Source organism: Gordonia sp. NPDC003376 (genome assembly GCF_053589235.1).
The window spans coordinates 44,999-56,892 of record NZ_JBSFRM010000012.1; the positions used below are offsets into that span (position 1 = coordinate 44,999).

Annotated in this window: 12 protein-coding genes; 4 read left to right on the forward strand and 8 right to left on the reverse strand. The window is 67.5% G+C overall.

Translation table 11 applies throughout. The features are described from left to right. The first annotated feature begins 9 nt into the window (after positions 1-9). The 4 genes from ACWDUA_RS14100 to ACWDUA_RS14115 all read left to right on the forward strand — a co-directional run bounded on the left by ACWDUA_RS14100 (position 10) and on the right by ACWDUA_RS14115 (position 2,672). The gene (locus ACWDUA_RS14100; RefSeq protein ID WP_449751629.1) at positions 10-1,176 is read left to right on the forward strand and encodes an LLM class flavin-dependent oxidoreductase; all 1,167 of its coding nucleotides are present in this window, start codon (positions 10-12) and stop codon (positions 1,174-1,176) included. Between the two features lie 4 nt (positions 1,177-1,180). Next, complete coding sequence (locus ACWDUA_RS14105; protein WP_449751630.1) at positions 1,181-1,678, forward strand: flavin reductase family protein; 498 nt, start codon at positions 1,181-1,183, stop codon at positions 1,676-1,678. Continuing rightward, a complete protein-coding gene (locus tag ACWDUA_RS14110) occupies positions 1,675-1,965 on the forward strand; it encodes a hypothetical protein (RefSeq protein WP_449751631.1) in 291 nt (96 codons plus the stop codon). The genes ACWDUA_RS14105 and ACWDUA_RS14110 overlap by 4 nt, the downstream gene beginning before the upstream one ends. A gap of 284 nt (positions 1,966-2,249) precedes the next feature. Then, positions 2,250-2,672, forward strand: a complete 423-nt coding sequence (locus ACWDUA_RS14115) for a pyridoxamine 5'-phosphate oxidase family protein (protein WP_449751632.1) — start codon at positions 2,250-2,252, stop codon at positions 2,670-2,672. An 11-nt stretch (positions 2,673-2,683) separates the two neighbouring features. Here ACWDUA_RS14115 and ACWDUA_RS14120 read toward each other — a convergent pair whose 3' ends face one another. From ACWDUA_RS14120 to ACWDUA_RS14155, 8 genes are all read right to left on the reverse strand, one after another. Continuing rightward, positions 2,684-3,520 (reverse strand): enoyl-CoA hydratase/isomerase family protein, encoded by an 837-nt coding sequence (locus tag ACWDUA_RS14120; protein ID WP_449751633.1) that lies wholly within the window; start codon positions 3,518-3,520, stop codon positions 2,684-2,686. A gap of 122 nt (positions 3,521-3,642) precedes the next feature. Further along, complete coding sequence (locus tag ACWDUA_RS14125) at positions 3,643-4,569, reverse strand: enoyl-CoA hydratase-related protein (protein ID WP_449751634.1); 927 nt, start codon at positions 4,567-4,569, stop codon at positions 3,643-3,645. 62 nt (positions 4,570-4,631) lie between these two features. Then, a complete protein-coding gene (locus ACWDUA_RS14130) occupies positions 4,632-6,164 on the reverse strand; it encodes an AMP-binding protein (protein ID WP_449751635.1) in 1,533 nt (510 codons plus the stop codon). Then, entirely contained in the window at positions 6,164-6,994 is an 831-nt protein-coding gene (locus ACWDUA_RS14135) for an SDR family oxidoreductase (RefSeq protein ID WP_449751636.1), read from the reverse strand. Before ACWDUA_RS14135 ends, ACWDUA_RS14130 begins: the two co-directional genes overlap by 1 nt. A gap of 70 nt (positions 6,995-7,064) precedes the next feature. Then, positions 7,065-8,297, reverse strand: coding sequence for an ABC transporter substrate-binding protein (locus ACWDUA_RS14140; RefSeq protein WP_449751637.1), 1,233 nt, complete (start codon positions 8,295-8,297; stop codon positions 7,065-7,067). A 54-nt stretch (positions 8,298-8,351) separates the two neighbouring features. After that, the gene (locus ACWDUA_RS14145; protein WP_449751638.1) at positions 8,352-10,253 is read right to left on the reverse strand and encodes an ABC transporter permease; all 1,902 of its coding nucleotides are present in this window, start codon (positions 10,251-10,253) and stop codon (positions 8,352-8,354) included. Continuing rightward, complete coding sequence (locus ACWDUA_RS14150; RefSeq protein WP_449751639.1) at positions 10,250-10,972, reverse strand: ABC transporter ATP-binding protein; 723 nt, start codon at positions 10,970-10,972, stop codon at positions 10,250-10,252. Before ACWDUA_RS14150 ends, ACWDUA_RS14145 begins: the two co-directional genes overlap by 4 nt. Next, positions 10,969-11,772: an ABC transporter ATP-binding protein gene (locus ACWDUA_RS14155; protein WP_449751640.1), complete on the reverse strand. Its 804-nt coding sequence runs from the start codon at positions 11,770-11,772 to the stop codon at positions 10,969-10,971. Before ACWDUA_RS14155 ends, ACWDUA_RS14150 begins: the two co-directional genes overlap by 4 nt. Positions 11,773-11,894: the final 122 nt, after the last annotated feature.

Consider the following 11,894-nt stretch of genomic DNA (forward strand, 5'->3'; position numbering starts at 1 on the left):
GAAATACAGATGAGCAGGCTTCGCTTCGGCTACTTCATGGCCCCCTTCCACGTTCCCGGCCGCAACCCCACCGCAGCCCTCGAGCGGGACCTCGAGATGGCCGAACTCCTGGATCGCCTCGGCTACGACGAGGTCTGGTACGGCGAGCACCACTCCGCGGGCAGCGAGATCATCGCCTCGCCGGAGATCATGATCGCCGCCGCCGCCCAGCGTGCCCCGCGGATTCACTTCGGCACCGGCGTCACCTCGCTCTCGTACCACAACCCGCTGTGGGCGGCCGACCGCATCATGCAGCTCGACCACCTCACCCGCGGCCGCACCATCTTCGGTATCGGTCCCGGATCACTGCCCACCGACTCGGCGATGATCGGCCTCGATCCCACCGAGACCCGCGAACTGCTCAGCGACAACCTCGACATCGTCGTCAAGCTGCTGCGCGGGGAGACGGTCAGCGCCAAGACCCGCACCCACGAACTGTTCGACGCCAAGCTGCAACTCGCGCCGTACTCGCCGGGCGGGGTGGAGATCGCGCTCGCCGCGGTCGCCTCGCCGACCGGTCCGCGTCTGGCCGGCAAGTACGGTCTGGGCCTGATCTCGCTGGGCGCGACGCTGTCGGCGGACGGCTTCGACGCCCTGGCCTTGCACTGGAACGTGATGGAGGAGCGGGCCGCGGCCAACGGCGCCACCGTCGACCGGTCGCAGTGGCGGCTGGCCGGACCGTTCCACCTCGCCGAGACCGAGGAGCAGGCCCGCAAGCAGGTCGCCTACGGCATCGAGGAGTGGTTCGACTACTTCCAGCACGTCGCCGCCTTCCCGCAGATGGCGGTGTCGGGAAGCAGGCTCGACGAGATGATCGACTTCATCAACACCTCCGGCGTCGGCGTGATCGGCACCCCCGAGCAGGCCCGTGCGCAGGTGCAACGGCTGTGGGATCAGTCCGGTGGCTTCGGCTGCATGCTGCAGATGGGCCACGACTGGGCCAACCCCGAGGACACCAAGCGCTCGGCGCAACTGTTCGCCGATGAGGTGTTCCCGCACTTCCAGGAGCAGGCGCAGCCGACCCTGGATGCGGCGGCCGCGGCACGTGCCGTGCGTGAAGGTCATGCCAAGAAGCAGCTGGAGGCCGTCGACCACATGACGCGCAAATACCAGCAGGAAGTCTCCGCAAAGGCCTGACACGATGAGTTCTCCTCTCACACAACCGGATACCCTCGCCACCGCATTCCGTGAGGCGATGTCCAACGTGTGTGCCCCGGTCGCCGTCATCACCACCTTCGACGGCGACCGGCCGCACGGCACCACCGTCAGCGCATTCATGTCGTTGTCGGTGGGGCCGCCGATGGTGGCGGTCGCGTTGGACCACGGCTCGGACGTGTTGCGCCTGATCCGCGATCACGGCCGTTTCGGGGTCAACGTGCTGGGCTCCGCGCAGTCGGCACTGGCCCTGAACTTCGCCCGCAAGGGCGACGACAAGTTCGCCGAGGTGCCGTGGCGGGCCCGCGCGGGACTGCCCGCCCTCGACGGAATCACCGGCTGGGTCGCCTGTGTCGCAGCAGATTTCGTGTCCGGCGGTGATCACACCGTGGTCTTCGGCGAGGTTGCCGACGTCGCCCACGACACCGTCGAACCGCTCACCTATCACCGCCGGACCTTCGGAACGAATCGAGCACACGCATGATCGTCGTCATCGAATCGGGGACGGCCCGCGTCACCGAACCCCACGACTACACCCGCATCGGCCTCTCCGACGGTATCGAACCGTCGGATGCTGCTGTGGCACTGGCTCATTCCGGTCTAGGTGGAGTCGACGGCGACCGGGTACGACTGCACATCCCATCGCTCGCCCGCGCCCTGCGGTCGGCGAACGCGTACTCCGAGCGGTGGTTCGGGTCGCTGATCGGTTGCGCAGCGGTATGGGGCTGGTTGCGCTCCGGCGACGACCTGGTGCGTGCTGCCACCGATTGAGGCGAGAACCCCGCGCGTGCTGGGCGGCCAGACCGCCGTGCGGTGTGCGTCGGGTCCGGCCATCGGGTGACAGTCGGCCGGCGGCAGGTGTGATCGGAACTGCCGGGCATCGGCGTCGGACACCGTCATACTTGTCCAGATGCACCCCAGGGAGCCCCGATGACGCCTGTTCTCGATTCGACTCGGTCGAGCGCGTTCCCCGGAACCGCCGTGTGGCCGATCCGGACCGCTGCCGACATGGTCACACCGTCACCGCGCGCGGCAGATGCCCCCGGCGAGGGGCGATGAAGCTCTCGCAGACACAGGCGAGGCAGCGGCTCGACGCTCATGACCATGCGGTCCTGGCGACGGTACATCCCCGGCGCGGGGTGGACGCGGTCCCGGTGGTCTATGCCCTGGACGACGAGTATCTGGGTATCCCTGTCGACCGGGTCAAACCCAAGTCGTCGATCCGGCTCCAGCGGGAACGCAACCTGGAGGCCGATCCGCGGGCGACCCTGCTCGTCGAGCAGTGGGACGCCCTCGACTGGTCGCGGTTGTGGTGGGTGCGGGCCGAACTGCGTTGGGCCGGACCCGACCACTCTCGCGCCGATGCCCTCGGCGCAGCACTGGCACGCCGATATCCCCAGTACGCCGACCAGCCGTTCGCCGCGGTCCTGGTCTTTCGCGTCGAGGCGGTGACCGGCTGGAGCGGGAGCGGCCCCTGAACGCGCCGAGATCATCGTCGACGGTAGTGCGGAGCCCGTTTCTCCAGGAACGCCGCGGTCGCCTCCGCACGATCCTCGGTCATCGCGGTGACCATCTGCTGCCGGTTCTCGAACTCGACCGTGGCGTTCAGTGAGGTCGATTCCACCGCGGCCCACATGCCCGTCTTGGTCATCTCCACCGACAGCGGCGGACTCGCGATGATCGATCGCGCGATCTCGAGGGCAGCCGGCAGCAGCTCCGCGGGTTCGGTGACGTCGACCAGCAACCCGTAGTCGTGTGCCTGCGCGGCGTCGAACTTGCGTCCGGTGAGCATGAGTTCGTGTGCCCGCCCCACACCGAGCAGCCGCGGCAGGAACCACGACAGCCCGATGTCGCAGGCCGAGAACCCGGCTCGCAAGAAGCCGACGGCGTATACGCTGTCGGTGGAGCCGATGCGAATGTCGCTCGCGCACACCAAGGCGAGACCGCCACCGGCGGCGGCGCCGTTGACCGCGGCGATGACCGGCTGACGCAGCGTGTGCAGACGCTGTGCCAGGCCGGCGATGTCCTGCTGGCGTTCGAACGTCGAGACCATCGGCCCCCGCTCGGCGACGAAATCGTCGTCGCCGTAGCCGGTGAGGTCGAGTCCGGCGCAGAAGGCGCGCCCGGCCCCGGTGAGGATGACCACCCGGCACTCCGGATCGGCATCGACCTCGTCGAGCACCCGATGCAGATCGGCGACCAGACGCACGTCGAGGGTGTTCATCGCGTCGGGCCGGTCGAGTTCGGCGATCGTGATCTGGTCGATGCGGCGCACGGTTACCGTCGTGCCGTCGGGGTGACCGGACATGTCTGCGTGACTGGACATGTCTGCGAACATAGTCGGCTCATGTCGTCGGCCGAACCGGGTGAGGCCACGCGGATCGTTCTTGTCGACATCGGGCAGCTCACCGGCTGCGGGAGACATGTGCAGGTAGGGGGTGGGGCCAGTCATCGGGCTCCGTTCGGTGGCGTGAACTGCGGCTCGGGCCACTGCCCGAACACATCCGGGGTGTCGGCGGAGACCGTGTCGGTGAAGCGGGGTGCCCGCTTGTGGAGGAAGGCGTCGATCCCCTCGGCGGCGTCGGCACTCACGCCGCGTGCGTTCAGTGCCGCTGTCTCGATCTGGTGAGCCGCCATGGGGTGCGGTGCGGTCATCATCTGCCACAGCATCTTTCGGGCCAGACTCGTCGACACCGGTGCGGTGTTGTCGGCGATCTCGGCGGCCAGCGCCAGCGCGACGTCGAGAACCTCGTCGGCGGGGTGGATACTGCGCAGCAGCCCGCCCGCCAGTGCCTCGCCGGCATCGAAGGTGCGACCGGTCAACATCCATTCCAGCGCCTGCTGTGGCGCCACCACTCGCGGCAGGAACCACGACGAGCAGGATTCCGGCACGAACGCCCGACGAGTGAAAGGGAATGCGAACTTCGCTGTATCCGAGGCGATTCGGATGTCGGTGGGTAGGGTCATGGTCGCTCCTACGCCGACAGCATGACCGTTGATCGCCGAGATCGCCGGTTTGAGCGAGGCGAAGATCCGCAGCGACACCCGGCCGCCGCCGTCGCGACGCACCGGAAGGTCCTCGCCGTCGACCTCGTACTGGGTGCCCGCCGGTGCGGTGTCGCTGCGTCGCCAGTCGTGAAATGCCAGACGCGGATCGTCGCCGGCGACCAGATCCATTCCGGCGCAGAACGCTCGCCCGGCACCGGTGAGCACGACCGCCCGCACGTCGTCGTCGGTGTCGGAGCGGTCGAATGCGTCGATGAGCGCGGCCTCCATCTCGTCGGTGAAGGCATTGAGGTGATCGGGTCGGTTCAACAGTATGGTGGCCACGCCATGCGCCACCGAGTACGCGACGGGCGGTGTTCGATCGGTCATGTCATGGTCCTCCTTCCGGTTCGCGCCGGGCCGGCGCCCGGACATCGTTTGCTGTCGTCGGTCTATTGCTGTTGTGCAGCCATCGAATACTTCTCCTGAAGGAGCCGTTTGTAGAGCTTCCCGGTCGCGTGCCGAGGCAACTGGTCCTCGAACGTGATGCGCCGCGGGCACTTGAATCGGGCGAGCTCCGAGCGGCAGTGCTCGAGAAGCTGCTGCTCGAGAAGTGCGGCGTCGACGACCGGATCGGCAGGCTGAACGACGGCGTGCACCACCTGCCCGAGTTCGTCGTCGGGGATCCCGAACACCGCCACATCGGCGACCGCCGGATGCACGGCCAACACATCCTCGGCCTCGCGTGGATAGATGTTGACACCGCCGGACAGGATCAGATCCGTCCGCCGGTCGGACAGATACAGATAGCCCTGCGCGTCCAGATATCCGATGTCGCCCACCGTCGTCCAGCCACACTCGTTTCGCGACGCCCGCGTCTTGTCGGGGTCGCCGAGGTACTCGAAGGCGAAACCGTCGGCGGCCCAGATCTGACCCACCTGACCGGTCGGCAGTTCGGTCCCCCCGTCGTCGACGATGTGTGCGGTGCCCAGAAGCGACCGGCCCACCGAGCCCGGGTGATCGAGCCACTCCTGTGAGTCCAGCGTGGTGAACAGGTAGTTCTCGGTGCACGAGTAGAACTCGTGGATGATCGGTCCCAGCCACCCGATCATCGCGCGCTTGGTTTCGGCCGGGCACGGCGCCGCCGCATGGATCACCACCTGCAAGGACGACAGATCGTGCGCATCCCTTTGTGCTTGCGGAAGTTTGAGCATCCGGATGAACATCGTGGGAACCATCTGGGTGTGGGTCACCCGATGGTCCTCGACCAGTGCGAGCGCGCTCGCGGCGTCGAAGCGCTCCATGATCACCACCGTCCCCCCACAGCGCTGCACGGTCATCACGAACCGGAGCGGTGCGGCATGGTAGAGCGGCGCAGGCGAGAGGTAGGTGGTGTCGGCGTCGAATCCCCACCTCGTCTCGAGGAGACCGGCGATGCCGGGCGGATTGCCCAGCGGCGCCAGATCGAGTTGGGACACCACACCTTTCGGTCGGCCGGTCGTCCCGGACGAGTAGAGCAGATCGACTCCCTCGCGCTCGTCGACGATCACCTCCGGTGCGGCCGCCACCGCGTCGAAGAGATTCACGAATCCGTCGCCGGTCGCACCGACCGTGAAGCGGTGGATCGTCTGGTCTCCGGCCAGCGCCTCGGCGACCAGCCCGGCGAAGTCCGTACTGGTGACGATGGCCCGTGCCGCGGAGTCGGCCAGGATGTAGGCGACCTCCGACGCGGTCAGCCGCGTCGACAGCGCCACATACCGGAACCCCGACCGCTGCGCCGCCCAGGCCACTTTGAGGAAGTCGGGGTGGTTCTCCATCAGGATCGCGACGCAGTCGCCGTGCCGGAGCCCCCGGGACCAGAGCATCGCGGAGATCGCCTGTGAATCCGCGGCGAGTTCGGCATAGCTGACCCGCCGTCCGGACCCGGCCATCGTGTACGCGATGCGGTCCGGATTCGCGGCGTGGGCGTCAGGGAAGTGCTGCATCACTGCACCGCGCCGGCTGCCACACCGGTCATCTGCCGCGACATCGCGGTGACATGCCCGCCGCCGGAGAGATTCAGCCCGCCGTCGACCATGAGTTGGGCCCCGGTCATGTATGACGCGATGTCGGAGAGCAGTACCGCGGCCATCGCGCCGATCTCGTCTCCGGATGCGAAGCGGTGCAACGGCACCGAGTCGATCCATGCCTGTTCGACGCCGCCTTCGGTGAGCCTGCGCATCCCCTCGGTGTCGCGCACCGGTCCCGGGATGATCGAGTTCACGCGGATCCCGAAGGTCGCCCATTCCAGTGCGAGCGACCGCATGAGCTGGTCGACACCGGCTTTCGCGGCACCGACGTGGGCCTGCGCCTCCAACGTCATCAACGACTGGCCGCCGGACACGAACACCACTGCTCCGCGGGTGGCCCGGAGTTGCTCGAAGCCTTCCCGCGCAACGTGAAACGAGCCGAGCAGGTCGATGTCGACGACTGCCTTGAATCCGTTGGTGGAGATCCGTTCGGCGGGTGCGACGAAGTTGCCCGCTGCACCGCAGACGACCCCACTGACCGGCCCGAGCTCCGCCTCGGTGCGGGCGAACGCCTGCTTGATCGCATCGGCGTCACGGACGTCGGCGACGGTCGTCACCACCTGCGCGCCGCGGGCGGTGAGTTCGGCGGCCGCGGCGGTCAGCCGATCCTGGCTGCGGCCGCAGATCGACAGGTTTCCGCCGAGTTCGGCGATCACCGATGCGATGGCGAGGTTCACCCCGCTGCCGCCGCCTGAGATGAACACCGTCCGGTCTGCCATGAGATCTGGTGCGAGTGAATCGATCACGTGTCCTCGTTCCTTGCGCCCGCGACATCTCTCGCCGGCGCTGTCGTCGAATATCCGGTTCGGCAACCGATTACCGGATGCGTACCTTGTCGTACGGGTTGAACCATCCCTGCACCGTGACGAGCTTCCCGTCGCGGTACTGCAGGACCTGGATCTGGGGTCGAATCATCGCCGGTGCAGCCGTGGTCGCGTACTCGCGGCTCATCGGCTGGCCGAGGAACATCGGGAAGTCGTCGACGCCGAGCAGGAACTCCTTCAGGGATGCGGCGTCGAATCGATCGGGGCCGATCTCCTCGGCGATCGCCGCCAGTGTCATCACATTGGCGAATCCCCATTCGTAGAACTCCGATTTGCCCTGCACTCCTGCGTATTTCGTCATCGCGTCCCGGTACTGGGACACCTGCGGATCGGTGAGATCGTCGGGATTGGCGAACGCATAGCTGAACAGCGCGCCGTCGGCGACCTTGGCGTCGACCCGATCGAAGAAGCTCTCGTAGTCGGCGGCACCACCCTGGTTGAGGATCCTCGACACGTCGAAACCCTGTTGGTAGAACGCGGTGTAGGCCTGTGCCGCCTGTGCCCCCGACTGGTTGGTCAGGATCACGTCGGGTTTCGCCCGGACGGCCTTCGCGACAAACGGGGTGGGGTCGGCGGTGCCGGCCGGCAACAGTACCGGGGTGACGGTCATGTCGTAGCCGTAGTTGTGGATCGCGGCCTCGACCCGCGCGATGTGGTCCTGCCCGCTGGGGTTGTCATCGGTGAACACGACCATCGACCGTGCTCCGAGGACCGCGCCCGCGTAGTACACCTGGGCCTCGTATTCCGTCGATCCGGCGGTCACGAAACTGCCCTCGCCGTCGCGCAGGTCCTGCGGATTGACCGGAGGATTCAGGCTCGGGATACCGGCTCGTTTGAGCACGGGGAACCCGTTCTCGCCCCAGGCCACCGACAATCCGAGTTTTGCGACCGCGCCGGCGTTGATGGCGGCCTGTGCGCATGCCGTGGTCGCGGCCGGATCACCCTTGCTGTCACAGGTTTTGACCTGGATCGGCCGCCCGCCGACACCGCCCTGCGAGTTGAGCAGGTCCTGTGCGGCGAGCTCGCCGGTGGTGAACTGCGAGATGGCCGCGGATGTGCCGCCCAGCCCGGTGGCGTCGGTGATGTCGTAGAAGACGATCGGCGCCCCCGGTGGCAGCGGCACCGATCCCGGGGTGACGTCGCCGCCGCCACCGCTGCACGCGGCGAGACCCAGGGTGAGCGCGAGCAGCGGCGCTCCCCAGAGAGCTGCCCGTCGTGGTTTCATGTCGGTCTTCTTTCTCGCTACGGGTACGTGGAGTCGTTCGGATCGGGCAGGGGGTCAGGCATCGGCCGGTTGAAGACCGGACTCGGTGGTCTTGCCGAGTGTCCGGAGCCGGCGCCGCACCCAGTCGGCCTGTTGGCCGACGGCGAGCGCGATTCCGTCGGGCTGGAGGACGGCGTTGACGATCAGCAGGGCGCCCGAGATGATGATCCACCACTGGGAGATCGCGTCGACCGAGGTCAGCGCGACGTACAGGACGCCGCCGTTGGCGATCACCCCCGCGGTCATCGCGCCGTACACGGTGGCGATGCCGCCGATGTAGACCAAGGCCAGCAGCGTGATCGACGCCATCGGGACGAAGCGGGTGAATGCCACGGCGCCGAGCTGATAGGCGAGCATCCCGCCGCCCACCCCGGCGATGAAGGTCGCCAGTGCGAAGGCCTGGAGTTTGGTCATCGCGACGTCGATTCCCGATGCCGCGGCAGCCCGTTCGTTGCTACGGACGGCGAGCATGCGGCGTCCGATCGCACTCATCCGGATGTTGAGCACGCCGGCCATCAGGGCGAGGGTGACCACCAGCGTGACCACGCCGAAGCGGATCGGATGTGCCACCGAGTCGATCGACCAGCCGAACAGCGACGGCGACGGGACATGGCTGCCGTCGGCGCCGCCGGTCCACGCGGCGTTACCGAACAGGAAGCTCGACACCGCGACCGCCGCACCGAGCGTGACGACGGCGAGACTGATCCCGCGCACACGCAGGGCCGCGAAACCGATTCCGATGCCGATGGGCGCCACGACGATCGCGGCGAGCAGGATCGGGATCGGGAACGGGAGGCCGGCGTCTTGGCCGAACTTCGACACGGCGAACGCGGCGAGACCGGCGAACGCCATCTGCATGAGCGAGATCTGGCCGGTGAAGCCGGTCACCACCACCAGCGACAGCGCCAACATCACCATGATCAGGCTGGTGGTGATGCCGTCGCGGTAGACGTTGCCGAGGAGTGCCAGCCCGGCGATCGTGACGACCCCGACGACAGCGAGCGGCAGCGCGCGGCGTCGAACGCTCGGAGCCAGTGGCAGGCGCGAGGTCTCGCGTGATCCTCGCCCCGGGATCAGCTGCCCGGAGACCACCATCACCAGCACGATCAGAAGGAACGGCAGGGCGTCGTTGATACCCGGCTGGGTGACGAACCTGGTCAGCAGGGACTGCCCGGCGCCGATCGCCAATGCGACGCCGACCGTGACACCGAACGAGTCGAACTTGCCGACAAGTGCGGCGGCGAGCGCGGGCACCACCAGCAAGGTGAGCGTGGCGATGTTGAGAGCCGCGATGGGCGCGAACAGGACACCGGCCAGTGCTGCGAGCATGCAGCCCAATGCCCAGTTGGTGGCACCGATGTAGTCGGGCGAGTAGCCGAGCAACGCGACACCGCGCTCGTTGCCGGCGGCGGCGCGGGTCGCGATACCGAATCGCGTGTAGCGGTAGCAGGCCCACAGCGCCACTGCGAGAACGATCGCCGTCGCGGTGAGATAGAGGCGGTCGACGCCGAAGTTCATGTCGAGGATGCGGATGCTGTCGACGGGGAAGATCGGCCGTGCGACGACCGTCGGCACCTTCCAGATCTGTGTCGCCAGGCCCTGCAGGAGCAGCATCAATCCGAGGGTCGCGACGATACGCGCCAGCGCTGGAGCGTTGCGCAGCCGCCGCATGACCACCAGGTAGAACAGCGCACCGCCGACTCCGGCGACGATGATGCAGGTCGCCGCCGCCAGCCACAGCGGCGTTCCGTTGCTGGTGGCTATCCCGAAATGGATCGCCGAACAGCCGGCGATGGCACCCTGCGCGAAGTTGACCGTACCGGTGCCCTTGTGGATGAGGACGATGCCGAGGGCGATCAGCGCGTAGACGGCGCCTGCGCCCAGACCGAGAATCGGAAAGAGGATGAGATCACTCATCGAACTGCCTCCTCGACGATGTAGCTGGCCCGCAGCTGCGCCTTGTCGGCGAGCAGATCGGCGGCGCCACCGGTGAGGGCGATCCGCCCGCGGTTGAGTACGTAGGCCCGATCGGAGTGTTCGAGCACCAGATCGACGTGCTGCTCGACGAGCAGGACCGCCGCGCCGATCTCGGTCGCGATGGTGCGGATGGTCGGCATCATCTCGGCGACCACCAACGGCGCGAGCCCCAGACTGAGCTCGTCGATCATCAGGACGTGCGGTCGGGTCGCCATCGCGCGGCCGACTGCGAGCATCTGCTGCTCGCCACCCGACAGCAACCCCGCCGGCACCGACAGCTTGGGCTTCAGCGCCGGAAAGTACTGCAGGACGATCTCTTCGATGTCCAGCCGCGTTCCCCGCGGAGCCCGTGCCAGCTGAATGTTCTCCCGGCAGGTGAGGTTGGCGAAGACCGACCGGTCGTCGGGGACCAGGACCACACCACGGCGGGCCTGCAGATGCGGCTTGCCCGAGGTGACCTCGTCACCGAGCGCCAGCACCTGTCCCGAGATGGGCTTGAGGACTCCGGCCAGCGTCAGCAGGGTGGTGGTCTTGCCCGCACCGTTGCCACCGAGCAGCGCGACCACCTCGCCCGGATCGACGTGCAGGTCGACGCCGCGTAGCACCGGAACCCCGGCGTAACCGGCTGTCACGTCGCGCATCTCGATCGCCGGGGTCATCGAACCGACTCCGTCGGTGCGGCGTCGTACGCCTCGGGCGTCGAGTCGACGTCCTCGCCGAGGTATGCGGCGATGACCGCGGGGTCACGGCGCACTTCCGCGGCCGTCCCGGCAGCGATCAGCTTGCCGAAGTCGAGCACGTTGATCCGCTCGCACACGTCGAGGATCAGGCTGAGATCGTGGTCGACCAGAAGGATCGACACTCCGCGTTGCGCAATGCTCTTCAGCTGCCTGCCGAGCACCAGGCCGGCATCGGAGTCGAGACCCGCGGCCGGCTCGTCGAGCAGCAGGAAGCTCGGGTTGGTGGCCAGTGCCCGTGCGACACAGATGAGTTTACGTTCGCCCAGCGACAGGTCCGGGGGGTAGGCATCCATCCGGTCGGTCAATCCGACGAGATCGAGAACCTCCTCGACGTCGGCAGGCAGTCTGCTCGACGTGCGCGGCCGGACGAATTCGGTCAGCGGCGCCCACCAGCGTGCACGCTCGGTGGACACCAGCACGTTCTCGACGACGGTCAGATCCTCGAACAGTTCCAGGCTCTGAAAGGTGCGCCCGATCCCGGCGCCGACCCGTTGATGCGCTGCCATCGAGGTGATGTCGACGTCGCCGAGCATCACCCGGCCGGTGGCCCTGGCGTAGCCGGTCACCGAGTCGATGAACGTCGTCTTGCCCGCTCCGTTCGGTCCTATGAGACCGGCGAACTCGCCCGGCTCGACCGTGATCGACACGGCGTCGAGAGCGAGCACGCCACCGTATCTGACTGTGAGACCTTCGGTGCGAAATGTGGTCGGGGAGACCATCAGCACGTCCTTTCTTCTCCGACTGTGGGTGCCCGGGTCCGGGCAGCACCAGGTCACCCGGGAGAGTCGGCAGTATGGGGAACTGCCGGTTCTCCCGGGTGTCTCTCTGGTGGGTGGTGCCT